Annotated in this window: 21 protein-coding genes and 2 tRNA genes; 4 read left to right on the top strand and 19 right to left on the bottom strand. The window is 53.5% G+C overall.

Features of this window, described 5'->3' with window-relative positions:
- Positions 1-108 precede the first annotated feature (108 nt).
- The 6 genes from rfbC to RO22_RS06320 all read right to left on the bottom strand — a co-directional run bounded on the left by rfbC (position 109) and on the right by RO22_RS06320 (position 7020).
- Complete coding sequence (gene rfbC, locus RO22_RS06350; protein ID WP_041157865.1) at positions 109-657, bottom strand: dTDP-4-dehydrorhamnose 3,5-epimerase; 549 nt, start codon at positions 655-657, stop codon at positions 109-111.
- 3 nt (positions 658-660) lie between these two features.
- Positions 661-2007, bottom strand: a complete 1347-nt coding sequence (locus tag RO22_RS06345) for an NAD(P)H-dependent oxidoreductase (protein WP_041157864.1) — start codon at positions 2005-2007, stop codon at positions 661-663.
- 7 nt (positions 2008-2014) lie between these two features.
- Complete coding sequence (rfbF, locus tag RO22_RS06340) at positions 2015-2791, bottom strand: glucose-1-phosphate cytidylyltransferase (protein WP_009287302.1); 777 nt, start codon at positions 2789-2791, stop codon at positions 2015-2017.
- A gap of 15 nt (positions 2792-2806) precedes the next feature.
- Positions 2807-3907, bottom strand: coding sequence for an NAD-dependent epimerase/dehydratase family protein (locus tag RO22_RS06335; protein WP_039859311.1), 1101 nt, complete (start codon positions 3905-3907; stop codon positions 2807-2809).
- Between the two features lie 813 nt (positions 3908-4720).
- Positions 4721-6346: a methyl-accepting chemotaxis protein gene (locus RO22_RS06325; RefSeq protein WP_039859310.1), complete on the bottom strand. Its 1626-nt coding sequence runs from the start codon at positions 6344-6346 to the stop codon at positions 4721-4723.
- Positions 6347-6663: 317 nt separating this feature from the next.
- On the bottom strand, positions 6664-7020 hold the full coding sequence (locus tag RO22_RS06320) for a PHB depolymerase family esterase (protein ID WP_027959714.1): 357 nt from the start codon (positions 7018-7020) through the stop codon (positions 6664-6666).
- Between the two features lie 115 nt (positions 7021-7135).
- On the opposite strand from RO22_RS06320, the gene RO22_RS06315 reads away from it, so the two are divergent.
- Together RO22_RS06315 and RO22_RS06310 are read left to right on the top strand one after the other, a co-directional pair.
- Complete coding sequence (locus tag RO22_RS06315; protein ID WP_035538532.1) at positions 7136-8254, top strand: glycosyltransferase; 1119 nt, start codon at positions 7136-7138, stop codon at positions 8252-8254.
- Positions 8232-9254, top strand: a complete 1023-nt coding sequence (locus RO22_RS06310; protein ID WP_051052016.1) for a YbhN family protein — start codon at positions 8232-8234, stop codon at positions 9252-9254. The genes RO22_RS06315 and RO22_RS06310 overlap by 23 nt, the downstream gene beginning before the upstream one ends.
- A 90-nt stretch (positions 9255-9344) precedes the next feature.
- Here RO22_RS06310 and sucD read toward each other — a convergent pair whose 3' ends face one another.
- From sucD to sdhC, 9 genes are all read right to left on the bottom strand, one after another.
- A complete protein-coding gene (sucD, locus tag RO22_RS06305) occupies positions 9345-10217 on the bottom strand; it encodes a succinate--CoA ligase subunit alpha (RefSeq protein WP_009287300.1) in 873 nt (290 codons plus the stop codon).
- The gene (gene sucC / locus RO22_RS06300; protein ID WP_009287299.1) at positions 10217-11383 is read right to left on the bottom strand and encodes an ADP-forming succinate--CoA ligase subunit beta; all 1167 of its coding nucleotides are present in this window, start codon (positions 11381-11383) and stop codon (positions 10217-10219) included. The genes sucD and sucC overlap by 1 nt, the downstream gene beginning before the upstream one ends.
- Before the next feature lie 146 nt (positions 11384-11529).
- Positions 11530-12969, bottom strand: a complete 1440-nt coding sequence (gene lpdA, locus RO22_RS06295; protein WP_009287298.1) for a dihydrolipoyl dehydrogenase — start codon at positions 12967-12969, stop codon at positions 11530-11532.
- Positions 12970-13095: 126 nt separating this feature from the next.
- Complete coding sequence (odhB, locus tag RO22_RS06290) at positions 13096-14670, bottom strand: 2-oxoglutarate dehydrogenase complex dihydrolipoyllysine-residue succinyltransferase (RefSeq protein ID WP_039859309.1); 1575 nt, start codon at positions 14668-14670, stop codon at positions 13096-13098.
- Between the two features lie 38 nt (positions 14671-14708).
- Entirely contained in the window at positions 14709-17543 is a 2835-nt protein-coding gene (locus RO22_RS06285; protein ID WP_027959716.1) for a 2-oxoglutarate dehydrogenase E1 component, read from the bottom strand.
- A gap of 388 nt (positions 17544-17931) precedes the next feature.
- On the bottom strand, positions 17932-18642 hold the full coding sequence (locus RO22_RS06280) for a succinate dehydrogenase iron-sulfur subunit (protein WP_009287296.1): 711 nt from the start codon (positions 18640-18642) through the stop codon (positions 17932-17934).
- A 27-nt stretch (positions 18643-18669) separates the two neighbouring features.
- The gene (sdhA, locus tag RO22_RS06275) at positions 18670-20442 is read right to left on the bottom strand and encodes a succinate dehydrogenase flavoprotein subunit (RefSeq protein WP_022520468.1); all 1773 of its coding nucleotides are present in this window, start codon (positions 20440-20442) and stop codon (positions 18670-18672) included.
- 4 nt (positions 20443-20446) lie between these two features.
- Positions 20447-20794, bottom strand: coding sequence for a succinate dehydrogenase, hydrophobic membrane anchor protein (gene sdhD / locus RO22_RS06270; RefSeq protein ID WP_022520469.1), 348 nt, complete (start codon positions 20792-20794; stop codon positions 20447-20449).
- The gene (gene sdhC, locus RO22_RS06265) at positions 20788-21165 is read right to left on the bottom strand and encodes a succinate dehydrogenase, cytochrome b556 subunit (RefSeq protein WP_196518187.1); all 378 of its coding nucleotides are present in this window, start codon (positions 21163-21165) and stop codon (positions 20788-20790) included. Before sdhC ends, sdhD begins: the two co-directional genes overlap by 7 nt.
- A gap of 501 nt (positions 21166-21666) precedes the next feature.
- Between sdhC and gltA the strand changes: the two genes are divergently transcribed.
- Complete coding sequence (gene gltA, locus RO22_RS06260; RefSeq protein ID WP_009287293.1) at positions 21667-22953, top strand: citrate synthase; 1287 nt, start codon at positions 21667-21669, stop codon at positions 22951-22953.
- Between the two features lie 620 nt (positions 22954-23573).
- On the opposite strand, the gene RO22_RS06255 is transcribed toward gltA, so the two are convergent.
- The 3 genes from RO22_RS06255 to gltX all read right to left on the bottom strand — a co-directional run bounded on the left by RO22_RS06255 (position 23574) and on the right by gltX (position 25392).
- Positions 23574-23649, bottom strand: a tRNA-Glu gene (locus tag RO22_RS06255).
- 48 nt (positions 23650-23697) lie between these two features.
- Positions 23698-23773: transfer RNA gene (locus tag RO22_RS06250), tRNA-Ala, on the bottom strand.
- Positions 23774-23907: 134 nt separating this feature from the next.
- Positions 23908-25392, bottom strand: a complete 1485-nt coding sequence (gene gltX, locus RO22_RS06245) for a glutamate--tRNA ligase (protein WP_009287292.1) — start codon at positions 25390-25392, stop codon at positions 23908-23910.
- A 300-nt stretch (positions 25393-25692) separates the two neighbouring features.
- Here gltX and RO22_RS06240 point away from each other — a divergent pair, with 300 nt between their 5' ends.
- The gene (locus tag RO22_RS06240) at positions 25693-26217 is read left to right on the top strand and encodes a helix-turn-helix domain-containing protein (protein WP_176316289.1); all 525 of its coding nucleotides are present in this window, start codon (positions 25693-25695) and stop codon (positions 26215-26217) included.
- Positions 26218-26222: 5 nt separating this feature from the next.
- Here the strand turns inward: RO22_RS06240 and RO22_RS06235 are convergent, their stop codons facing one another.
- Positions 26223-26819: a hypothetical protein gene (locus tag RO22_RS06235; RefSeq protein ID WP_041157863.1), complete on the bottom strand. Its 597-nt coding sequence runs from the start codon at positions 26817-26819 to the stop codon at positions 26223-26225.
- Positions 26820-26833: the final 14 nt, after the last annotated feature.

Genomic DNA, 26833 nt, shown 5'->3' with positions numbered 1-26833 from the left:
TAAGTCATCACTAGCTAGGTATTACCCAAAGGGGCAGCGATCACGCTGCCCCTTTTTTAGTGTGTGTTTGGTTGATACCTGGATTCGCTACTAGTTATTCGCCAATAACTAAAAAAGTGCTTCGTTTCGCTCACTGATTAAGGGCCAGCTAGCATCTTTTTCAGATACCACTGTGGGTGGAATCGGCCACTCAATTGCGAGACGTTCATCGTTATAGCGCAAACCACGTTCAGACTCAGGATGATAGGCCGCCGAGACCAGATAGCTGACTTCAACATCGTCGGTCAGTGTCTGAAAGGAGTGCGCAAAGCCTGGCGGGACATAAAGCTGATGCCGGTTTGCAGCGGTTAATTCAAACAACTGGTGCTGCAAGTAGGTTTCCGACTCTTCACGGATATCCACGATGACATCGACAATCGCGCCTCGAATGCAGCGCACCAGTTTGGCTTCGGCATGGGGCTGGCGCTGATAATGCAATCCCCTTAAGGTGCCTCGCTGAGCAGAAAAGGAGGTATTCTGCTGCACAAAATCACTCAGCAGGCCATGGCGCTCAAACTCCGCACGGCACATGGTGCGGGCAAAAAAACCGCGTTCATCACCATGTGGTTCAAGCTCTATCAGGCGGGCATCCTTGAGGTTCGTTTGATGAAAATGCATGTCTTACTCCGTGAAAGTGGCAGCAACGACCGACATCGGCTCCAGGGCAAACATAGCTTCCTGTTCAGCATATAGACGGTCGATCAGCCGCCCGGGCGGTATACGCACATCATCAAAGGTTAGCGCCGCATCCTTTTCCACATGCCTCACTACCTGGCAGCCAAGCGCTAGCCCGATAGGCAACAGCCGTTCCCTGCGTATTACCTCAATGTTTTCCGCCACACCATAGACTTCAAAACCGCCGAGTTCTTCTATTGTTTCCCCCTCTCGCAACGCTTTTTTGGCTATGGCGATAACGCCCACCCTCGGGCCCTCTAAGGGGGATAACACTGGATCACGGAACAGCACGGCGCGGGCAACGGACGTGGGCACTTCGAAATGGCACAGATGATAAGGCGTTGTGAAGCAGTAATACGGCCCCTCGCCCAACTTGTAGAGTTCGAGATAGTGGCGCTGGCGGGGGCTATCAATTGTCCCGAGCACAAATACGCCCGGCCCTGGCTGCGCTCCAACAACATAATCAACCAAACCCGGTTCCTCTGGGTTCAAGTAGGGCTCAAATGCCGACACCGCCTGTTCGATGGGCAGTAAAGGGCCACCGGCTACGCCACCGGAGAAATCAGGGCCCAACATACCGCGTTGCGCCACTTGCATACCGGTTCCATTGGCGACGATCGCCTGTTCGAACGATATCTTGGTGCCATCAGCAAAAGAGGCCACCATTGCCGGCTTTTGCCCCCAGCGTTTGGCAAAGCTTTCCTGGGTAGCCGGATTGCGATAAGGGTCATGCAAGCCTTTAATGTTGCCACACAGCACCGGCTTAATGCCTAGCCCGGCGACGAACCGATAGAGATTCATCTGTACACCAGGCTGGTCGCCATCAGCAAAGCTGTAGACAACCCCTGCCGCATCGGCTTTCACTTTCAAGATGGGGCCGATCGTGCCGTCGAGTTCCGCGTTCATTTGAATGACGTCTTTACCACTTTCCAGCGCCGCCAGGACGGCATGCGCCGCGAACTCCAACGAGCCAGTGACTTCAATAATTGCATCCAATCCCTCTGCGCGTGCCAGTGCCACGGCATCCTCGATGACTGCCGGTCGCCCAGCCGCAATCGCCGCTTCAAGTTCCTGCTGAGTCTCGCAGGCGACTGGCTCAATCCCGGTTTGCTGGAAGACTTTGATCGCTGCATCCAAATGACGATTGGCAATCGCACAAAGGCGCATCCCGGGCGTAGCGGTCATAATCTGCAGACCGATACCGCCCGCTTGGAACCCCGCCCCGACCATCCCCACTCGAATGGGATTACCCTGCGCCTCTCGTTGGGCAAGCGCCGTATCAACAATAATCATTGATGGTTCATTCCTTCCAGAGCTTCCAGGGGGCGCCTTCTGCCCAGGCGGTCTCGAGTACCATTCTGTCTCTCAGCGTATCCATGCTTTGCCAGTACCCGTTATGATGGAAGTAGCCCAATTTCCCCAGCTCGATCATCCGGTTCATGGGCTCGTTTTCCCATACGGTCTGGCTATCGTCGATCGTCTCGAACACTTCCGGATTACAGACGAAGAAGCCGCCATTGATCAGCCCTCCATCTATTTCGCCCTTTTCACGAAAGCCCTCTACCTGGCTGTTGCCCTCTTTCAAACGCAGGGCACCGTAGCGGCCCGGCTGCGTTACTGCCGTCAGGGTGCACCAATTTTTCGAGGCCAGATGTGAGTCGATCAAGGCATTGATATTCAGATCACTCAACCCATCGCCATAGGTCAAACAGAAAGGCTCATCTGCCAGGAGAGACATTGCCTTCTTGAGACGCCCTCCGGTCATGGCATCGGCGCCTGTATCCAGCACAGTGATTTTCCAATCATCATTAACGCTCTGAAGCCAGTCGACGTTACCTGTCTTCAGATCGATGGTGTAATCGGTTCGATTGCCGCGATAATTGAGGAAATAGTCACGGATGTACTCCACCTTATAGCCACCCAGGACGATAAACTCCTTTAAGCCATGATGGGCGTACATCTTCATGATATGCCAAAGGATCGGCCGACCACCCACTTCCACCATGGGCTTGGGGCGAATGGCTGTTTCTTCACTTAAGCGCGTTCCGAACCCTCCCGCGAAAATTGCGACTTTCATAGTCTAGCCTCCGTTTCAGGCCTCAAGGTTAATGTGGGTAGCAGCAGACAAAGCACTCGGGGTGACTGCATCACACATTTGCCAGCGCAGGTTTTCAGATAGACGGCGCGCAGTGATATGTGCCTGCAGCGCATGCAGACGCATATAGCGCGAGGCTCGGAACTGGGTATCGGAAAACTCCATGCTTTTGAGCCCATTGATCAATCCCATGATCGAATCTATTAGCGTCATTTGTGGTTGGTGCTCAGGTGCCAACTTGGCAAACAGGCTGAAATCCACTTGGTAGGAGCGACTGTCCGCCGGGGCTTGGGTATTGATACTCAGCGTGGTGCCGGGAACGGCTTTGGCCACTGCAGTGGCTAAGTCTCGCACTTGATGATTGCGTTCGTTCGATCCGGTATTGATATTGAGTATGCGCCCGCCGTTTTCAGGCTTGCGCTGTACTGCCCAATCGACAGCTCTGGCCATATCGGAGACGTCGATCAAGGGCCGCCAGGGAGACCCATCGCTAAGCACGGTAATATGCTGCTGACTTAGGGCACAGGCAACGAAATCATTGAGCACCAGATCCAGCCGTAAACGCTCTGACATTCCGCAAGCAGTCGCAAAGCGTAAACTGGTAATCACCATGTCGCCCCCAATGCCGGCTAACGCTTCTTCAGCTGCTATTTTCGAGCAGGCATAGGCGGTAACGGGAGCCACGGGATCCAACTCACTGCGCGGAGCCCCTAAAGCGATGCCATAAATGCTGCAACTTGAGGCAAAAACGAAGTTTTCTACCCCCGCCTGAGCCGCTGCCTTGGCAATCTCAACCGTCGCCTGCTGATTGACCTCAGCTGTCACTGCGGCGAAACGGTCTCCCATGGGGTCATTGGAAATCGCCGCCAGTTGAACTACAGCCGTATAACCTTCAAAAAAATCAGCCGGAATATCTCGCACATCCCCCATAAACTGCTGGTCGAGATAGCGCTCAGGAAGAAGTTCGGCATTCGTCAAACAGTGTGCGAAGTAGGCAGTGTCATACCCATGAAGAGTGGCGGATGGGTGACGTAAGGCTAGCTCCCGCACCACAACGGAGCCAACATAGCCCATGTTCCCTATGACCAAGATTTTCAAAATACCACCTCGCCATTATCGTCAATTAAACGAGTTTCCCTACGCTCTTATTTTCAAGCTTATTTAATTCCGATTTTTTTATTCATGCCTACTTGTTGCATTGCATATTTCTGGACTAAAAAGTGTATAGCAGGTAACACAAGGATACTTTAAAGAAATAAAAAAATTGCCACTTCCCAATCAGAAACACTTAAGCCGGACAATATGACTACTGCTTATATAAGTAAAAATCACATGTAAACTAACAACACTACACTCCTGCACTAGTTTTTTAATGTATTAAAAATCAATGTACTATGATCTTTATAATTAAATTTCTTCCGGTAGCCCTCATGAAAAGCCACACACCCACACACATTACAATAAGAAACATAAAAATTACCAAAGATTACATTTTAAAGATAAGTGACACCGCTTTTACTGTCAAGAATAGAGGCGGGTTAAAAATCTAGTCTGCAGTACTATTTTTTTCATGTAATAAAGCAAAAAAAAGAGTGCTTTTTTCAAACATTGCTTTTTATTTCTCTATATACTTTTTATAAAATCTGCCATCAATCAGTCTTACTAGCAGCTCACCCAGCCTATGATAAAGCCTCGGCGTTGATGCCAGTGGTGTTTGTTCCCATTGACTACGGCAGAGGAGTGATTGATGACAAAAAAGAGCGTACCCAGACCGAAGAATTAGAGTGTTATACGCTTGTCAGTTCGCTGCGCGAAGAGGACCACTTCCTGATGGCACAACCTAGTGAAAAACTTTATTAGCCCATTAAAAAGCAGCAGCGCCTTTGAGGCGCCACTGTTGTTATCAGATTATTAGAACTCTGCTTGTCTTGCAGCCGAGGATAAGGCCATTGCAGGCTTGTACTCTGTTGCTTTTTTCACAACAGCTTCATCTATTTGAAAGGCAGCTACCAGCTCGCGAAGTCGCCCAGCCTGATCTTCCAGGGAAAATGCTGCATTAGTCGACTGCTGAACCAAGGTGCTGTTTTGCTGAGTGGTAGAATCCATTTCAGTAATAGCAGTATTGATCTGCTCAATACCACTGCTTTGCTCCCGAGTGGCAGAGGAGACCTCGACCATCAGCATAGCGAGGCGCTGGATCACCGCTTCCGTCTCACCTATGGTCGCAGCGCCTCGCTCCGCTTGGTCAGAACATAGCTTTATTTTGCTACGCGTATCGTCGAGCATACTACGAATCTCACCTGCTGAAGCGGCACTGCGGCTTGCTAGCGCACGAACTTCTGTAGCGACCACTGCAAATCCACGGCCTTTATCACCAGCACGCGCCGCTTCAACGGAGGCGTTTAAAGCCAGGATATTGGTTTGAAATGCAATCGTATCGATGGCCTCAACGATCTTATCCATGCTTAGCGATGCGGCTGTCACTTCGCGCATTAATTCCACACTTCGGGAAACTTCTTCACCACTGCTTTGCATCTGTTGCGAAGCATTATGGGCCAGCGTATCAGCCTCTTTGGTTGAATCACTATTCTGGCGAACCGTTGCCGTCATCTCCTCCATACTTGAAGCCGTCTCCTGCAAGGCAGCTGCTTGCTGCTCAGTACGAGCGGCGAGCTCCTGCCCACCTTGGGCAATTTCATTGGCTCCGTTCAAGACATTCTCGCTAGAGTCACGTAGTGATGCGACCAAGGTAGTGAGCTCTTTACTCATTTCGGCCATGGAGGTTAATAACTGAGCCGTTTCATCACGTCCTGTGGTTACGATATCGTGTCGCAAATCTCCTTCCGCAACGCGCCTAGCAACCTCAACCGCTCTCCGCAAAGGCAATACAATGCTACGCGTAATAGCAATTGCCAGCGCCAGCGCCATCAACAACGCCACCCCCGCGAAAATACAAAGCTGCCAAATAGCCAAACGATACTCGGCATTTATCGCCTCGTTAGCCGTCTTGACCCCTTCAGCAGCCACTAGGCTAATTTCATCAGCCAACTCCTCAAGCTGGTAGATACTCTCTTTATGCTCACCGAAAGCCAGATTGGCTTGAGAGGTTTCGGTAATACTGCCTAGTTCAATTTGGCGATAGACTGACAAAAAACCCTCTTCATACCCCTGGAGGGCGCTTCCTGCCTGTTGGTACAAAGCATCGAGGCTATCTTTATCGGCAATTTGGCTACCCGCCTGGAAGGCGGCCTGTATTTCTTCGATGGTCGCCACCCAACTTTGCTGATAAGCCGCTACACGATCACGACTGTCAATATTGATGAAGATATCTTTTTCAAAGCGCCGCGCTTGCAATGCCAGACGCTGAATTTCAGCGGCATTGCTTGCGAGTGCTACGTCCGTGTCCAAGGTTTTTTGGGCAGTATCCTTGGTGAAGGTGATGCCCATAATTCCCGCTATTAAAGTGCCCAAAAGAAATAGCGAGACCAAGCCAAAAGCCAGTGCGAGCCGTGTACCGATCTTGAACCGTGAAAGCATTGCCAAATCCTAACAAGTGAAAGAGCTAGGATTTTAGGCAACAAGAATGAAAACTGTAACTCAACCTTTGCAAACTATTGTCAACTTTTATACATAATCAAAGAGTATCTACTATACCAGCGCGTCTCACCTGCGCTAACTTACTGACAGACTAGACATAACCTGAGCAGATATCGGCCAGTTCTATGACACTATCTGCCGATGCTGACAGAAGAACCGCAGCATTTCCCGGGCAGCGTCAGGGCCTTGAGGGTCGGTATAGCTGCCCTTTTTGCTACCTCCTGACCAAGCCATGCCCCCATGGATACGCCACTGCTCTAAGCATGGCTTACCCGAAGCATCACGGTGGGTGGTACAGGTGTAGCCGCGGCCCTTGGAACGTTGCCTTGCACTACCGTCGCTCCTGCTTGACGCGATGTGCTGTACTGGGCGGCCACGCGATCCGCGTTGCGGGGGAGCACGGTGGTGTCGCGGTCGCCATGAAACATAATCGCTGGCACATCCGACGCCCACCCGGCTCCTTTTGCTTTGTTACCGCCAGCGAGGGGCCCTGTGCCTCCCTGCATGACCCCCAAGGCATCGGGGAAACTCTTGACCACGCCGTGGAGCAGCCCAGAGTGCACGCCTACCGCCGCAAAGATATCGGGGTAGATCATCGCCAGAGTGGTCGCCATGGTGGCGCCTGCCGAGAGCCCTGCCACATAGACACAAACGGGCTCCGTTGTCTCTGAACTGACTTATTTCTCCTTTATGGTGAAACGATGACACTCTTTGGGGTTGGAGGTTAGCTTGCACATTGCCGATGTGACGATGTTTCATGCCCCCGCCAGCGGCGGTGTGCGTACCTATTTGCAGGCCAAACACCGTGTTTTCTCGCGTATTCCACAGCTGCGCACCAGCCTGCTGGTGCCGGGGGCGGAGCGGGATAGTCTTGGCGACCACCACACGCTACCGGCGTTACACCTTCCTTTGGGGCAAGGTTACCGCTTTCCGCTACGCGGTTCTCCGTGGCGTGATGCACTGATTGATCTGAAGCCCGATCTGATAGAGGCTGGCGACCCCTATGTAACGGCCTGGGCGGCGCTCGATGCGGGGCAACGCCTCGGCGTGCCTGTGGTGGGCTTTTATCACTCTGATCTTCCGCGCCTGATGGGTGATCGCTTTGGGCGCTACGTTGAGAAACGCTTAACCCACTATGTCACGACGCTTTATAGCCAGTTTGATAGCGTGCTGGCACCCTGTAACGCCATGGCGAATCGACTGAATGACTGGGGCGTCAATAACGTTCGCGTTCAGCCATTGGGCGTCGATTTGGCGCAATTCAATCCCCAGCAGTGTGACTCTGCGTTTCGCCAAACCATGGGTATACCCAGCGACAAAAAGCTGCTGATCTTTGTGGGCCGCAATTCCCGCGAGAAAAATATTGATGTGCTGCTTACGACGATGCGTCAGCTAGGCAGCGATTATCATTTGCTGCTGATGGGGCCCGGCATGCCACATCACGTACCCAGTAATGTCACCATCGTTGATCGCTGTTGTGGCGCCCACGAGGTCGCGAAGGCGCTAGCCAGTAGCGATGCGCTGTTACATGCGGGCACCCGAGAAACCTTCGGCTTAATTGCTCAGGAAGCGATGGCAAGCGGCATTCCAGTAATAGCAGCGAACGCAGGGGCGCTGGCAGAAAACGTGCCGCTGGGGGCGGGTATTTTATGCAAACCGCTCGACCCCGTTGCCATGGCGGAGGCGTGTGTGGCACTGTTCAGTAATGATGTCGCCGCCAGTGGGCGCTATGCGCGCCGCCATGTAGAGCGCCATTTCAACTGGGATGGTGTCATGCATTCCCTGCTGGAGCACTATCAGCAGCTTTGCCACGGCAGCCAACCGTATGCACTCCACCAACACCACTAGTCGCCGTCAGCTACTGAAATGGCGACCCATCCATGGTGTGATGATTGCCTTAGCGCTGATTGCACCACTAGTGCTCACTGCTTGGTTGGGTGGCGCTGAAGCACTGCAGCGCGTCAAACACTTCCCACTTGGGCTGCTGTTATTGATGCTGGTGATGGCCTTTCTGTGCTGGAACCTGAATGCAGCAAGGCTACGTTTGATGCTGGGTGGCCGTGCGGGCAGGCTCGGCCAGCGCGGCGCGCTGGGTATCGAGCTGGCGTCCAAGTTTGCCCTGTGCGCCACCCCAGGCGGCAGCGGTGGCCCAGCAACCCTGTTGTTGTTGCTTGCGCGGCGCGGTTTCCCGCCTGCCAAGGGCGCGGCGGTGTTCCTGATTGATCAAGGCTGCGATTTACTGTTCTTCCTGGCCATGCTGAGCGGCCTGGTGCTCTTTTCAATGCTAAGCGACACCCAATGGCCACATCAGTCGCTCGTGCAGTGGGCACTGGTAGGATTAGCGTTCATGGCAGCGCTGGTGATTGTCGTAATGCGTTATCTACCCAGCCTATTGCGTTCACCCGGCGTGAACACGCCATGGCCAAGCCGATATCAGCGACGCTGGCTCGTACGGCGCCTCTTGCGCTGTCGGCATGCGTTAAAGGTCACCCTTAAGCTCCCACGCAGTATACTGATCGCCATGCTAGCGCTGACGACGGCGCACTGGCTCATGCGCTACAGCTTGCTCTATTTGGCAGTACTGGGAGTAGGTGGCCATGCGGACTGGATGTGGACATTCTTGACCCAGATGCTGGCGATGGCAGCCAGCCAATTTAGTTTTCTGCCCGGCGGCGCGGGTGCTGCGGAGGTGGGCGTAGGAAGCCTGTTGTTACCGTTGATGGAGCGCGAGCAGGCCGCAGCAGCGGTACTGGTGTGGCGGTTGGTCAGCTACCATTTATATTTGGCGGCAGGCGCGCCGCTCTTTGTACTGTATAGCTATCGCATGCTGCGTCGCTCTGCGGCGTGATAGCAGATGTAATGGCGCAAGGGTAGAAACCAAAAACAGTAAGGGCGCCCCGAGAGGCGCCCTTATAGCGTGCAGCTAAACGTCAATGGCTTACCAGCCAGTCACTTCTTTCAGCGCATCACCGATTTCAGCCAAAGAGCGCACGGTTTTAACACCGGCGTCTTCTAGAGCAGCAAACTTCTCGTCAGCGGTGCCTTTACCGCCAGAGATGATCGCGCCCGCGTGGCCCATACGCTTGCCAGGAGGTGCAGTAACACCGGCAATGTAGGAAACCACGGGCTTGGAAACGTTGGCTTTGATGTAAGCCGCCGCTTCTTCTTCAGCCGTGCCACCGATTTCGCCGATCATGACGATAGCTTCGGTTTTCGGGTCTTTCTCGAACATCTCAAGGATGTCGATGAAGTTAGAGCCCGGAATCGGGTCGCCGCCGATGCCCACACAGGTAGACTGACCAAAACCGTGATCAGTGGTCTGCTTAACGGCTTCATAGGTCAAGGTACCAGAGCGCGATACGATACCGACACGGCCCGGCTGGTGAATGTGACCCGGCATGATGCCGATTTTGCATTCGCCTGGGGTGATAACACCTGGGCAGTTGGGGCCGATCAGACGTACACCCAGTTCGTCGCACTTCACTTTGGCTTCGAGCATGTCTAGCGTAGCGATGCCTTCAGTGATGCACACAATCAGCTTGATACCGGCATTCGCCGCTTCAAGAATCGAGTCTTTACAGAACGGCGCCGGTACGTAAATAACGCTGGCTTCCGCGCCGGTTTTCGCTACCGCTTCTTTCACGGTGTTGAAAACAGGCAGACCGAGGTGCTCCTGGCCGCCTTTACCCGGTGTAACACCACCGACCATTTGCGTACCGTAGGCAATCGCCTGCTCGGAGTGGAACGTGCCTTGGCCACCGGTAAAGCCCTGGCAGATGACCTTGGTGTTCTTATCGATCAGGATGCTCATTACTTGCCCTCCGCCGCTTTAACGACCTGCTGAGCCGCGTCGGTCAGACTGGTAGCCGCGATGATGTTCAAACCGCTAGATGCTAGTTTTTCAGCACCCAGCTCGGCGTTGTTACCTTCCAGACGTACGACAACCGGTACGTTGACACCCACTTGCTCAACGGCACCGATAATGCCTTCAGCAATCATGTCACAACGAACGATACCGCCGAAAATGTTAACCAGTACGGCTTTAACATTGTCGTCAGAGAGGATGATTTTGAACGCTTCTGCCACGCGCTCCTTGGTGGCGCCGCCGCCAACGTCCAAGAAGTTAGCGGGCTTGCCGCCGCTCAGGTTGACGATGTCCATGGTGCCCATGGCCAAACCTGCGCCGTTAACCATGCAGCCGATGTTGCCATCAAGCGCGACATAGTTAAGTTCCCACTTCGCCGCATCGGCTTCACGCTGATCTTCTTGCGAAGGGTCACGCATGGCCTGCAGGTCAGGGTGACGGTATAGAGCGTTGCTATCCAGACCCAGTTTGGCGTCGAGGCAGTGCAGATTGCCTTCTTCAGTGACGACCAGCGGGTTAATTTCCAACAGCGCCAGGTCTTTGTCGTGGAACAACTGAGACAGACCCAGGAAAATCTTGGTGAACTGCTTGATCTGGTCGCCCTTCAGGCCCAGCTCAAAGGCTAGCTCACGCGCTTGGTACGGCTGCGCGCCGACCAGCGGATCGATTTCGGCTTTGAGAATCTTTTCCGGCGTCTCTTCTGCAACCGTCTCGATCTCGACACCACCTTCGGTGGAGGCCATGAAGACCACACGACGGGTAGTACGGTCAACCACGGCACCGAGATACAGCTCATCGGCGATGTCAGTGCAGGTCTCAACCAAAATCTTGGCAACAGGCTGACCTTTTTCGTCAGTCTGGAAGGTTACCAGGTTTTTACCCAGCCACTGCTCTGCAAATGTTTTGGCTTCAGCCGGGTCTTTAATCAGCTTAACGCCACCCGCTTTACCACGGCCACCGGCGTGAACCTGGGCTTTAACCACCCACATGTCACCACCGATTTTTTTGCAAGCCTCTTCCGCTTCTTCGGGCGTGTCGACTGCAAAGCCTTTAGACACTGGTAGACCATAGTCGGCAAACAGCTGTTTACCTTGATACTCGTGAAGATTCATCGATTCATGCCATTGGTTGCATGTGACTCGAACGATGATCAGTTTCTAAAAAACTGGCCATCCCCGTTCTTTCGATCTTTGTGGATTAAGACAAAGCCGAAAGTTTGCGCCACCCTTAAAAGGTGGCGCTTCGTTGTTTAACTAAATTACTTACGCTTCTTGCGATTGGCCATATGAATCGCGTGACCATCTACCGCAAGCGCTGCTTCATGAATTGCTTCAGCAGTCGTTGGGTGCGCATAACACGTCAATGCCAAATCCTCAGCGCTGGAGCCGAACTCCATGGCAATCACACCCTGGGCAATCAATTCGCCAGCGTGTTGACCCACAATGTGCATACCGAGAATGCGGTCAGTTTCCGCATCAGCGATGATCTTAGCCATGCCATCTGAAGCGTTGTTGGCGAGCGCCCTACCGTTAGCTGCAAACGGGAAAGAACCCGTTTTAATCTCAATTCCAGCAGCCTTGGCTTCCTGCTCGTTAATACCGACCCAAGCCACTTCTGGTGCGGTATAGATCACGCTAGGAATAGCGTCATAATTCATCTCAGCCTTATGGCCAGCGATAATATCGGCCACCATAACGCCTTCTTCAGAGGCTTTATGCGCCAGCATCGGGCCGCGTACACAGTCGCCGATAGCATAAATGCCCGGGACGTTGGTACGGCACTGGTCATCGACAAAGATAAAGCCACGCTCATCCAACTCAACGCTAACGCCTTCGTCAATTACGCCTTTGGTGTAGGGGCGACGGCCAACACAAACGATGAGCTTGTCAAAGGTCATCTCTTGTTCGCCGTTGGCATCGCTGTACTTCACAACGACTTCTTCGCCTTTGACTTCCGAACCGGTCACACGAGCGCCGAGTTTGATATCCAGGCCCTGCTTCTTGAGTAGCTTCTGGGTCTCCTTGGCGATGGCGGTATCCACCATCGGCAGGAAGGTGTCCATGGCTTCAAGCATAGTGACTTCACTGCCCAGGCGACTCCACACACTGCCCAGTTCGAGACCGATGACGCCAGCCCCAATCACACCCAGACGCTTAGGTGCTTCGGTAAATTCAAGTGCACCACTAGAGTCAACGATCAAGCCTTCGGTCATCGGGGTCGGCGGAATCTCAACCGGCACAGAGCCCGCTGCGATAACAATGTTGTCAGCGTCATAGGTGGTTTTTTCACCATCATGGCCAGTAACTTCGACCTGCTTAGACGCGACTACTTTGCCGGTGCCTTCAAGGGCGGTAACACCATTGGCTTTGAACAGCGCGCTAATACCACCGACGTTCTTGGCGATGACCTGATCCTTGAACTCAAGCATCTTGGCAATGTTCGTTGACACATCGCTGATTTCAATACCAATCTCGGCGTAATGGTCACGGGCCTCAACAAACTTGTGCGAGGTTTCCAGCAAGGCCTTCGAGGGAATACAGCCCACGTTTAGGCAAGTGCCGCCGTGAACTGTTTTACCTTCCTTGTTAACCCATTTTTCGACACAGGCCGTTTTTAGGCCCATCTGTGCGGCACGAATGGCGGCGACGTAACCGCCAGGGCCGGCACCAATAACGATCACATCAAACTTATCAGCCATGTTGGCTCCTCTAGCTTGCTGGCCTTCCGCCCGCTTTAACTCGAACCGGGCGGAAGGCTGTGTACGATTGCAGATATATCCTGGTTAAGCAGAAGCGTACTAAATCAATATGACGCTTATGCTTTTTTAGATATCCAGCAGTAGACGTGCCGGGTCTTCCAGCAATTCTTTCAAGGTGACCAAGAATTGAACGGCGTCTTTGCCGTCGATCATACGGTGGTCATAAGAGAGCGCCAGATACATCATCGGGCGAATCTCGACCTTGCCGTTGATGGCCATCGGACGATCCTGGATTTTGTGCATGCCCAGAATGGCAGTTTGCGGCGGGTTGATGATCGGGGTGGACATCAACGAGCCAAAGGTACCGCCGTTGGTGATGGTAAAGGTGCCGCCGATCATGTCGTCCATGCCCAGCTTACCGTCACGACCACGCTTGCCGAAGTCGACAATCTTGCGCTCGACGTCAGCGATTTTCATGCTGTCGGTGTCACGCAGTACCGGTACAACCAAACCACGGTCAGTGGATACCGCAACGCCGATATCCTGATAACCGTGATAAACGATGTCGGTGCCGTCGATAGAGGCGTTAACGTCCGGGAACCGCTTGAGCGCTTCTGAAGCCGCTTTTACAAAGAAGCCCATAAAGCCCAGCTTAATGTCGTGAGCTTTTAAGAACGTCTCTTTGTACTGCGCACGGAGGGCCATGATCTCGGTCATGTCCACTTCGTTGTAGGTAGTCAGCATCGCCGCGGTTTGCTGCGCCTGAACCAGGCGCTTGGCGATGGTCTGACGCAGACGGCTCATCGGTACGCGCTTCTCGATGCGCTCACCTTCGGCAGTTGGTGCCGCGGCAGCTTTCGCTGGTGCAGACGATTTTGCTGCTTTCTTGGCAGAACCGTCTTTGACCGCTTTCTGAACGTCTTCTTTCAAGATGCGGCCACCTTTGCCGGTGCCTTCAATCTTGGCAACGTCCAGGTCATGCTCGGCAACCATTTTACGTGCGGCCGGAGCGAGGATTTTGTCACCGACTTTCTCGTCGGCGCCATCGCCATCGCTGCTGTCTGCTTTAGCGGACGCTGAATCGCCACCGCTTTCGCTTCCACTGTCGCCACCGGCCCCTTCGGTGAAGGTCGCAAGAATCGCTTCAGATTCAACCTGGCTACCCTCTTCGGCTTTAATTTCAGCCAGGGCGCCATCGGCCGGAGCGACCACTTCCAGCACAACCTTATCGGTTTCGATGTCGGCCAGCACGTCATCGCGCTTGACCGCTTCACCGACCTTTTTGTGCCAGGTCGCCACGGTGCCTTCCTGGATCGACTCAGGGAAGCTGGGGGCTTTTACGTCGTGTTGCTTGCCGCCACCGCTGGCTTTTTTCTCTTCTTTCTTACCTTCAGACTTCTCTTCGGATTTTTCAGCGCTGTCATCGCCCGAAGATTTCTCTTCTTTTTTGCTGCCAGACGCGCTGCCTTCGCCGATTTTGCCCAGCACCTGTTCTGACGCAACCGTATCGCCCTCTTCGGCCATTACGTCGGTCAGGGTTCCCGCTTCCGGTGCGACGACTTCCAGCACCACTTTGTCGGTTTCGATCTCAACAATCAGCTCGTCACGCTCAACGCTGTCACCCGGCTTTTTATGCCACGCCGCCACTGTGCCTTCGGCAACGGATTCCGGAAAGGTTGGCGCTTTGATCTCAGTAGCCATGTCGTTTCCCTTATATGTTCTCTAAATCCGGTGGTCGCTTATAAATTAAAAGCGTCTTCCACCAGCTGGCGCTGCTGTTCAGTGTGGACGGACATATAGCCAGCTGCTGGAGCAGCAGAGGCAGGACGTCCTGCAAATTTCAACTCGCGACCAAGGCCATCTTTCAGCATGTCGGCCACTGCACGCATATTGTGCTGGCTGGAGTACCAAGCGCCCTGATTAAGCGGCTCTTCCTGGCACCACACAATATCTTCTACGTTGGTATAGTCTTGCAGCGCTTCCAGAAGCTCTTCTTTCGGGAAGGGGTATAGCTGCTCAATACGCACAACTGCCGTGTCATGACGCTCATTCTCAGCGCGCCAAGCGGCTAAGTCGTAGTAGACCTTGCCAGCACATAGCACAACGCGTGTGACCTTCTTCGGCGCCAGATCTGCCTGGTCGGCGAGTACCATATGGAACTTACCGTGAGCGAGATCTTCAAGGCTCGAAATCGCTTCTTTATGACGCAGCAGCGATTTAGGTGTCATCACCACCAGCGGTTTGCGCAGCGGGCGAATCACCTGACGACGCAGTAGATGATAAATCTGTGCGGGCGTGGTGGGTACGCAGACCTGCATATTGTGCTCAGCACACATTTGCAGGAAGCGCTCCAAACGCGCCGAAGAGTGCTCCGGGCCCTGGCCTTCGTAGCCGTGTGGCAACAGCATGGTTAAACCACACACCCGGCCCCACTTCGTTTCACCCGACGAGATGAACTGATCCACGACCACCTGGGCGCCATTAAAGAAGTCACCAAACTGAGCTTCCCAGATCACCAAGTCATTCGGCGCAGTGGTTGAGTAGCCGTACTCAAATGCCAACACTGCTTCTTCCGAAAGGAAGGAGTCATGAATGGTGAAACGCGGCTGACCATCGGCCATATTCTGCAGCGGAACATAGGTAGTGCCATCTTTCTGATTATGCACCACCGCATGACGGTGGGAGAAAGTACCGCGCCCAACGTCTTGCCCGGTAATCCGGATCGGATGCCCCTGCTCTAGCAGCGTGGCGTAGGCTAGCGTTTCCGCAAAGCCCCAGTTAAGTGCCAAACCACCAGCCTGCATTTTACGCCGGTCTTCATAAATCTTGGCCACCTGACGCTGCACTTCGACGCCGTCCGGCACTTCACACATGCGAGCCGCTAACTGCTGCAGACGCTTCATATCAAACGTCGTGTCGGCATCACCAGACCATTCGTGACCCAGGTAAGGCGCCCAATCAACGAACAGAGAAGCGTTGGGCTCTTGCACCAGTGCATTGGCAACGTGGTTGCCTGCCACGAGATCATCACGATAGGTTTCGATCATCGCTTTAGCGGACTCTTCAGAGAGCACGCCCTGATCAACCAAGCGCTTGGCGTACAGCGAGCGCGCAGAAGGGTGATCTTTGATCTTGGAATACATCATCGGCTGCGTGCCTGACGGCTCGTCAGCTTCGTTGTGGCCACGGCGACGGTAGCAAACGAGATCGATCACCACATCTTTTTTGAACTGCTGGCGATAGTCGAGAGCGACTTGGGTGGCGTGCAGCACTGCGTCCGGGTCATCGCCATTGACATGAAAAATAGGCGCTTGAACCATCTTGGCAATATCAGTGCAGTATTCGGTAGAGCGTGCATCCAGCGGATGCGAGGTGGTGAAGCCCACTTGGTTGTTAATCACAATATGGACGGTGCCACCGGTTTTATAAGCACGGGTCTGAGACATCTGGAATGTCTCCATCACCACGCCTTGACCGGCAAACGCCGCATCACCGTGGACGTTGATCGGCAGTACTTTACTGCCCTCTTCGTCGTTACGGCGATCTTGGCGGGCACGCACCGAACCCTCTACGACAGGCGCGACAATTTCCAGGTGCGACGGGTTAAACGACATCGCCAAATGGACTTCGCCGCCCGGGGACATGACGTTCGAACTGAAACCCTGGTGGTACTTCACATCACCTGAGCCACGCTCGATGACTTTCTTGCCGTCGAACTCATCAATCAAGTCAGCTGGGTTTTTACCCAGAATATTGACTAGCAGATTGAGTCGACCACGGTGCGCCATACCGATGACCACTTCCTTGGTGCCATAACCGCCAGCACGCTGGATAAGCTCGTCCATCATCGGCACAAACGATTCGCCGCCTTCAAGACCGAAACGCTTGGTACCTGGATACTTGGATGCCAGGTAATTCTCCAAACCTTCGGCGGCCGTCAAACGCTCCAGCACGTGCTTGCGCACGTCGGCACTGAAATCAGGCGCACTGCGTACCGACTCAAAACGCCGTTGTAGCCAGCGTTTCTCTTCCGTATCGACGATATGCATGATCTCGCAGCCGATGGAGCGGCAGTAAGTACGCTCCAACGCATCTACGATGTCACGCAGTGGCGCTTTGTCGATACCTAAAAAGAAAGAACCGGTTTGGAACTCGGTATCCAGATCAGCTTTTGAAAGCTGATGAAAGGACAGATCGAGATCGGGGACGGGGGTGGGATTACGCAGCCCTAGCGGGTCGATATTGGCCTTTTGATGGCCACGGAAGCGGTAAGCGTTGATCAGTTGCAGGACTTTTACCTGCTTTTTGTTTTCACCGCTATCGGCAGCGGCGACTACCCGGCCCGGGCGACTTTCGCGCCCCAACTGGTAGAACTGATCACGCACGGGGCTAAGTGGAACATCGTGGGAGGCACTGCCCTCGGGACGCGGCAACTCATCAAAATAGCTGCGCCATTCGTCAGGGACAGACTCAGGATCGGCGAGGTACTGCTCGTAAAGCGCTTCCACGTAGTGAACATTGCCGCCACTAACGTGAGAGGAACGCCACATCAACTCCATTATGCCTTGTTGCATCTCTCGGTCACCCTGCACTGATGGGGTGGTATCGGTATCGTCGCAAACATGCGGCGACATCGCTATTGCCCTGCCGGCGGGGCGGGACATTTGCCGGCGGCGCCGGCCAACGGCCGGAAACCCTGTTCGTCTAGCTATTCTTCATCTAACACTTTATGTCGCATCTAGCGGTCATACTGTGCTTCTAGCGGTCATACGATGTTTCGTCTTCAGTTCATGCTCGAAAGCCGGTACCCCAGGCACCGGCTTTCAAACTTGTCTGATCAGCGGTGCGACGTGACGCCGCACCGCCTGACAAACCCTATGATAACAAGCGAAGCGCCATGATTTAAGTGGCATTATCACCCAACTTAAGTGGCAGGCGCTTTTTTACTAAGATGTCATAGGCTTAGGTAGCATCAGCGAGTAACATTTCGCGAATTTTACCAATTGCCCGGGTAGGGTTGAGCCCTTTTGGGCACACCGCTACACAGTTCATGATGCCACGGCAACGGAACACCGAGAACGGATCTTCCAGGTTGCTCAACCGTTCGCTGGTAGCCGTGTCACGTGAATCGGCCAGGAAGCGGTAAGACTGCAGCAAACCGGCCGGGCCGACAAACTTCTCGGGGTTCCACCAGAACGACGGGCAAGACGTTGAACAGCATGCACATAGAATACACTCATACAAGCCATCTAGCTTGTCGCGCTCTTCTGGCGACTGCAGACGCTCAATGGCCGGTGCAGGCGTATCGTTCTGCAGGTACGGCTGAATACGCTCGTACTGCTTATAGAACAGCCCCATATCCACGACCATATCGCGAATAACCGGCAGGCCCGGCAGCGGGCGCAGGGTCAGCTTGTTGTTTTTGACAACGTCTGACAGCGGCGTGATACATGCCAAGCCGTTTTTGCCGTTCATGTTCATGCCGTCTGAACCGCAGACGCCTTCACGGCAGCTGCGACGAAACGCCAAACCGCTGTCTTGTTCCTTCATCATATGAAGAACATCCAGCACCATCACATCGCGGCCTTTAGTATCGACCTGAAACTCCTGCATGTAAGGTGCGGAGTCGGTTTCCGGATTGTAGCGGTATACGGATACCTGAAGATTGGACATAGTGACTCCCTCTCGTCTATGCGGCGTTTAGTAGGTACGAACCTTAGGCTCGAACGTATCAACGGTTTTCGGCTTGAAGTTAACGTCGCGTTTTTTCAGCTCTTTCGTCGCTGGGAAGAAGAGCGAGTGCTTCAGCCAGTTGACGTCATCACGGTCTGGATAGTCGTAACGCGAGTGGGCGCCGCGGCTCTCTTTACGCTCTAGGGCAGCGATCGCCGTCGCTTCAGCCACTTCCATCAAGTTATCAAGTTCCAGTGCTTCTACACGGGCAGTGTTGAAGGCATTGGACTTGTCAGGCAAGTAGGCATTAGCGATGCGCTCGCGCAGCAGCGCTAGCTTGTCGACGCCTTCCAGCATGTTTTTCTCTTCGCGGAATACGCCGAAGGAGGTCTGCATGATTTCCTGAAGCTCAGCTTTCAGCTCAGGAATACTTTCACCACCCTCAGACTCATTCCAGCGCGTGATCCGCTTCATGGCCGACTCAATGTCAGACTCGGAAGCGTCCAGGTACTCAATGCCTTCGTTCAGCGCGCCTTCAATAAACATGCCTGCAGCACGACCGAAGACCACTAGATCAAGTAGCGAGTTACCGCCCAAGCGGTTAGCACCGTGAACAGAAACACACGCTGCTTCACCACAGGCAAACAGGCCGTTAACGATATGATCGTTACCGCTTTCGTCCATGGTAATCGCCTGACCATGAATATTGGTCGGAATACCGCCCATCATGTAATGGCAGGTCGGTACGACCGGGATCGGGTCTTTTGCCGGATCGATGTGAGCAAACGTCTTGGAGAGCTCAACGATACCAGGTAGGCGCTTACCAAGTACTTCTTCACCCAGGTGATCAAGCTTCAAGAAGACGTGATCGCCCTTCTCGCCACAGCCACGACCTTCCAGAATTTCCATGACCATCGAACGGGCGACAACGTCACGGCCCGCCAAATCTTTGGCATTCGGCGCATAACGCTCCATAAAGCGCTCGCCGTCTTTGTTGATCAGGTAGCCACCCTCACCGCGGCAGCCTTCTGTGACCAGCGTGCCCGCACCGTAAATACCGGTCGGGTGGAACTGCCACATTTCCATGTCTTGCATCGGGAAGCCCGCACGCAGCGCCATGCCAATACCGTCACCGGTGTTAATCAACGCATTGGTTGTGGAAGCATAAATACGGCCTGCTCCACCAGTAGCTAATACTGTGGCCTTGGACTTAATGTGAACCACTTCGCCCGTCTCGATACACATGGCGATACAGCCGACCACATCACCGCTGGCATTTTTGACCAAATCCACTGCATACCACTCATTGAGGAACACGGTATTGTTCTTCAAATTATTCTGGTAAAGGGTGTGCAACAGCGCGTGGCCGGTACGGTCAGCAGCGGCACAGGTACGAGCCGCCTGGCCACCTTCACCGAAGTTCTTCGACTGACCGCCAAACGGGCGCTGATAAATGCGACCGTTATCTAAACGCGAGAACGGCAGGCCCATATGCTCGAGCTCGAATACCGCTTTCGGGCCTTCAGAACACATATACTCCGCCGCGTCCTGGTCAGCGATATAGTCGCCGCCTTTAACGGTGTCGTACATATGCCAGCGCCAGTCATCATTCGGGTCATCGGACGCAATCGCGCAGGTAATACCACCCTGGGCAGAAACGGTGTGAGAGCGGGTCGGGAAAACTTTCGATAACACGGCCGTCTTTTTGCCGGACTTCGCCAGCTCCAGAGCGGCTCGCAGGCCAGAGCCACCGCCACCAATAATAATGGCGTCAAACGTCAGGCTACGCAGATTAGACATGTAATCAAGCTCCCCACAGAATTTGAATGCCCCACACCAAGTACACGAAAATGCCCAAGATGATGACAGCTTGGACACCCACGCGCAGGCGAGTGGACTTGAGATAGTCGGTGGTGACGGTCCACAGACCAATCCAGGCGTGTGCGGCTAAGGCGACGAACGCCAGTAGCGAGAAAATCCGCATCCACGTCTGGCTGAACAGACCGCTCCACGTGTAGTAATCGAGGTTCGGATTAAACAGCAGAAAGGCAACGATAAAGACCGTGTAGAGGGCCAAAATAACAGCAGAAACGCGCTGCATCAGCCAGTCAGAAAGCCCACTACGGCCAAAACTTGTAATGTTAGTTACCATACCCAAACTCCTGCCAGAATAATCAGAACAGCGCTGACCACGACGGTGATCTGCGCTTTTTTAACGCCACCCTCAAGGGTTACCCCAATATCGGCATCCATCAGCAGGTGCTTGATACCTGCTACAAAGTGGAATGCCAGTGCGGATAACAACCCCCAAGCAATCAACTTAGCCAAAAAATTATTGGCCAGTGCATCGCTAACGGCGTCGAAACCCGCAGGAGATGACAAGGACTTGCCCAGCGCCCAAAAAGCGAAAATCAGGCCAACGAACAGGATGACACCCGTGATGCGGTGTGTGATCGACGTCAGCGCCGGCAGTGGGAAATGTATCGTAGTAAGGTCTAGGTTTACGGGTCGTTTGCTATTCACGGCTTTGTACACACTCTCTTGGCCCGCTCTGCGACAGGTCGGGCATGGCCCGAGCGGGCGGTGGTTGCTGGAAGGGGCTCGGCCGTTGCCAAGTCGGGCACGACCACCTACCTGCCGGTCGCGCGCCGTGGATTATAAGAACCTTCGCCCTCGCTTACAAACCGAACTCAGCCCTAACTCGACTATGGTGCAAGAAAATTGTCCGCATCCTGAGTCGATTTTGCGCTGCAGCATGGTTATAGTGACAGTAGATTAGCAATTTGATAAGCCTGTTAACATATCATGTTAGCCTATCGTCAATCTTCTGACGCTTCGCCATAATGTAGGCTTTTTCATCGTATACAAAAACTATTCAAAGCAAAAATATTTGTACAACCTGCAGCTAGCGCTTAGGCTAATTGACAAAATGTCGCACACTTCTATAGTGGGCAAGCCTTTTCGCCGGCGCGGTATGCGCAGCAATGACTTTACGTCCCAACCCGAATTCGAAAGGAGGCCAGCATGGCTGACAGGAAAGCGACATTGACGGTAGACGGTCTGGATAAACCGATCGAGCTACCCATGTATTCCGGCACACTTGGCCCCGACGTCATCGACGTACGCGGTTTAGGCGCTGAAGGCCTGTTCACCTACGACCCCGGCTTTATGGCCACCTCTTCCTGCCAGTCTGCCATCACTTATATTGATGGCGGCAAGGGCGTGCTGCTACACCGCGGCTACCCGATTGATCAACTGGCCAAAGAGTCCAATTTCGTAGAAGTGTGCTACACCCTGCTGTTTGGTGAGTTACCCAACGACGAGCAGTACGCAGATTTTGAATCGCGCATTCGTAACCACACCATGGTTCACGATCAGATCAACAACTTCTTTAAAGGGTTCCGCCGCGATGCCCACCCGATGTCTATTTTGTGCGGTGTAGTGGGCGGCTTAGCGGCCTTCTATCACGACCACATGGACATCACTCAAGAGGAAGATCGCGTGATCAGCGCGATCCGCCTGATCGCCAAGATGCCTACCCTGGCGGCAATGTCCCATAAGTATAATGTGGGTCAGCCCTTTAACTACCCGCGCAACGATCTGACCTATGCAGAGAACTTCCTCTACATGATGTTCAGCAACCCTTGCGAAGAGTACAAAATCAACCCGGTATACGCGAAAGCCATGGATCGCATCTTCATGCTGCATGCGGATCACGAGCAGAACGCCTCTACCTCGACTGTACGCTTGGCAGGCTCCACGGGGGCCAACCCATTCGCTTGTATTAGCGCAGGTATCGCGGCACTTTGGGGCCCCGCTCACGGCGGCGCCAACGAAGCCGTGCTGGCTATGCTCGACGAAATCGGTGAAGACTCCGAAGAGAACATCCAGCGCTTTGTTGATAAAGCCAAGGATAAGGACGATCCGTTCAAGCTAATGGGCTTTGGTCACCGCGTGTATCGCAACTTTGACCCGCGCGCCAAGGTAATGAAAGAGACCTGCGACGAAGTACTTGCAGAGCTCGGCATGGCCGACGACCCTCAGCTTAAAATCGCCAAGCGTCTTGAGCAAATTGCCCTAGAAGACGAGTACTTCATCGAGCGGAAGCTGTACCCGAACGTTGATTTCTACTCAGGCATCATTTTGAAAGCCATGGGTATCCCCACCAATATGTTCACCGTGATCTTCGCGGTATCGCGCACTATTGGCTGGATCTCGCATTGGCACGAAATGCTCAGCGAAAGCTACAAAATCGGTCGTCCGCGCCAGCTCTATATTGGCCACGACCAGCGTGACTATCCGAAAAAATAAACCATCCCCGCTTGACAGTACGATCAAAGGCCACCTTCGGGTGGCCTTTTGCGTATGGGCTGATTAACGCTGGTTCATAGACCACCAACGCACCACCACATGCGCTCGCGACCATTCACTAACCTACCAGATGCCTTGAGCAAGCTCTCCCCTTAGAGACCACCCCTTGCCCCTTCTGAGCCTAGGACGCTGCGATAGCCGGATGCAACATTGAAGGACGTCAAAAACGCCTAATTCGACTCCATTATCGCTTGACTTTTTTGCTTCTGGATCCTGCTCAAGGTTTTCCACACTATCTGTGGATAACCCTGTTCACAACCACTTCAAAACGTCCCGAAATCGCCATGGGCAGTGGGCCAGCCTTAAATTGGTTATTTTTTAACCTTCTGTAAGTCATTGTTTTTTAAAGACTTAAGTTCTGTTAAAGATTTTTTGCGTCAACAACAAGGGGTTGTGCACAACCTTTAAGCCAGAATCGCAAAAGTGGACAAGTCAAGCACAAAATCGTCCAAAAATTGTCGATTTGTAGCTCTTTTGTGAACAGCGGGAATACAAAAAGCCAGCAAATGAGAAGACTCATTGCCAGAGAAATAAACGATTAGGGAGGGATGCTGAATTAGTGGCGTCCCATAGGGGGTTCGAACCCCTGTTACCGCCGTGAAAGGGCGGTGTCCTAGACCACTAGACGAATGGGACGTATATCGAGCTGCTTCGCGAAAGGTACTGATAACAAGTACTACTAATTGGTGGAGCCTAGCGGGATCGAACCGCTGACCTCAACACTGCCAGTGTTGCGCTCTCCCAGCTGAGCTAAGGCCCCACATGTCGCGAAGACGGAGCGTATAATACTGATTCCGCTGGCCTTCGTCAACAGAAAAAACGCCAATTTCCTAAGGATGAGAAATTGGCGCTAGCGCTATCTCATGCGCGGTTAGCTGATTTTACTAAACTATTTCACGAAGCGATCTCACGAAATTCTTTTTCAAAGCGCTTGGCCTGCTTTTTCGAGACGCCGCCCAATACCTCTATCGCACTACGCAGGCGTGCCCGGGTAACGTCTGAACCCAGAATCGCCATGGCGTCCATCACTGAGGTGCTGGACGCGCTGCCGGTAATGGCAATAAACACCGGCGCCAGAAAGGCTTTCATTTTCAAGTCAAAGTGCTCAGCCAGCGTTTTCACCTCGTTCAACAGCGCCTCTTTATGCCAAGCCGAAACGCCCTCGAATCGCCAAACAAGGAACTGAAGCAGCTTGACCAGTTCCTCTTCCTCGAGCTTCACGCTATCAAACGACGCTTTTGTTAGCGCCGGAAGGCCAGAGAAGAAGTGCCCTGCCAACGGCATTACCTGGGAGAGCGTCTCTACCCGTGGTCGCACCTGCGGCAGTATCTGCTTAACGTAAGCTTCATTGAAAGCCCAGTCACGCAGTGCGCTCAACAGTGCATCATCATCCAGGTCTTCACGGATATACACACCGTTTAACCAGGTCAGTTTCTCCAGATCAAATACAGGGCCACCTAACGAGACACGCTGAACGTCAAACTCCGCCATCATCTCTTGTAGACTGAATTTCTCGCGCTCATCAGGCATCGACCACCCCATCCGCCCCAAGTAGTTGGTAACGGCCTGGGGTAAAAAGCCCATCCGACGATAATAATTGATGGAGGTCGGGTTTTTGCGCTTAGAGAGTTTGGATTTATCGGGGTTGCGCAGCAACGGCATGTGACAAAGTTGCGGCATTTGCCAACCAAAATACTCATACAGCAGTTGGTGCTTTGGTGCGGAGTTAATCCACTCTTCCCCACGCAGCACATGGGTGATCGCCATTAGATGATCGTCGACCACATTGGCGAGGTGATAAGTGGGCATGCCGTCTGATTTAAGCAGAATTTGCGCGTCCACCTGCGCCCACTCCACTTCAATCGTACCGCGCAGCATATCGTTGACCACACAAACGCCTTCGGCAGGCACATTCATGCGCACTACATAAGGCCAGCCTTCCTGTTCACGGCGTGCTTGCTCCTGGCTCTCCAATGCTAAGTCAGCAGGCTTCAATGCCAGGTGCAAGCCCGCAGCCTTGCGGGTTTCACGCAGTTCATCAAGCTCTTCACTGGTGCGGTAACACTTAAATGCATGCCCGGCATCCAACAACTGCTGGGCGTATTGAGCATATATATCGCCACGCTCGCTTTGCCGATAAGGGCCGTGGGGGCCGCCAACATCCGGGCCTTCATCCCACTCAAGACCCAGCCAGCGCAGTGAATCGAGAATCATCTGCTCCGACTCAGGAGTAGAGCGCACCCGATCAGTGTCTTCAATACGAAGAATGAATTGGCCACCGTGCTGACGCGCAAAACATAGGTTAAAAAGCGCGATGTAGGCCGTGCCAACGTGGGGGTCTCCTGTGGGAGAAGGTGCAATGCGAGTACGTACGGTCATGAAAACGTCCTATTGGCAAAAATGCATGGCGATATTATACGCACCTTAGGCGCAACCAACAGCGTCGCGCAGGGAACGACTAGCGCAAGAAAGCGTCAGAGAAATTAACTCAACGTTATTTGTCCACTAATGCGCGCTAAAGCACAATCGCTTAGTATGGCACTGCAGCAACATCTTGGGTGCATACCCCAAGCTTGAGATAGACCAATAAAGTATGTTCATAGCTCCACTATCTATATTAGAGAAATTTATAGTGGAAGACATTCAACGAGCTTGTTAGCTCATCATCAGGAAGACGAAATGGAATCGCTAGGCTCACGTATCAAGCAACTGCGGCTTAGGGCCAAGCTCAACAAAGCTGCTCTCGCACGCAAAGTTGGCGTGTCAGATGTCACCATTTCTTATTGGGAATCTGGGGCGATCAAACAGATCGGTCACGAACGCCTTGTGGCGCTCGCTGATGCACTCGACTGCTCCCTGGCAACTCTATTGGAAGGTGATAGCGCCCCCGAGCTATTAACGTTGACCCATACTGGTCCCCTCCCCTGGGAACAGGTACAGGCAACGACCATTAAAGTGCCCAGTCACCTCCCGCTGAACATCGACTGGAAAGCACCGTGCGTAATGGCAACACCCGGCCCAGGTACAGATTTTTCACCCGTTAATGCTGGCGATCTTCTGCTACTCGGGCCGACCCATGTGTTTCACAAAGCGGGCCACTATGTAGTGCAACGCGACGATCGTTTCGTTATTGAGCACTTCACAAAAGCCCCAAGCGACACATCGATTCATGCAGTACTGCTAGCCCATTGGCATCCTGCCTAAAGCGTCTACCTCCCCGGACTCTCTAGCACCTCCACCTGGTCACGCGTTTGCCTTGGCTCACTCCCCACCAAGAAGCGTCGTGAGTAGGTGGCCACTTGGCCCAGCCCATGGCGGGATTGATTTACCAGCTCTCCCGCCAGGTGCTGGCCCTCGTGGCCAATACGCGCTTGAACGGCTTCCGGCTGCACACTGCCTTCGGAAACCTCAACCTGTACTATATAGCCACCATCGGGTAAGCCACTGCCAGGGCCAAATGGTCCCGCTGCGAACACGCCATTCTCTATACGCGTCCGCTCACGCCAACGCACGCTGCTGATCTCGCGTTCGACAATAATCTGTACCAGCGTTTCATCGGGCAAGTTGCTCTCGCCTTCCACCATTAAACGCCGATCACTGCGCAGCGATACATGCGCCATTATCTCGACGACAAGAGGCGCCACCTCTTCTGCCGCAGCCACGTCTATCTCAGCAGCTGTGGGCTCAGGGGCTGATGTTTGTTCTGCAGTTGATACCGACTCACTCGGCTCGTCTGTTTCGCCACAGCCTACCAGTAGCGCAACGGATATCATGAACACACCAACACTGCTTAATACATTGCGCATATGCACTCCAAAAT

Origin of the sequence: Halomonas sp. KHS3, assembly GCF_000830495.1 — a bacterium.
GTDB classification, from domain to species: domain Bacteria; phylum Pseudomonadota; class Gammaproteobacteria; order Pseudomonadales; family Halomonadaceae; genus Vreelandella; species Vreelandella titanicae.
The sequence above is the reverse complement of the archived record's forward strand: the minus strand, read 5'-3'. Positions and strand labels throughout refer to the sequence as shown.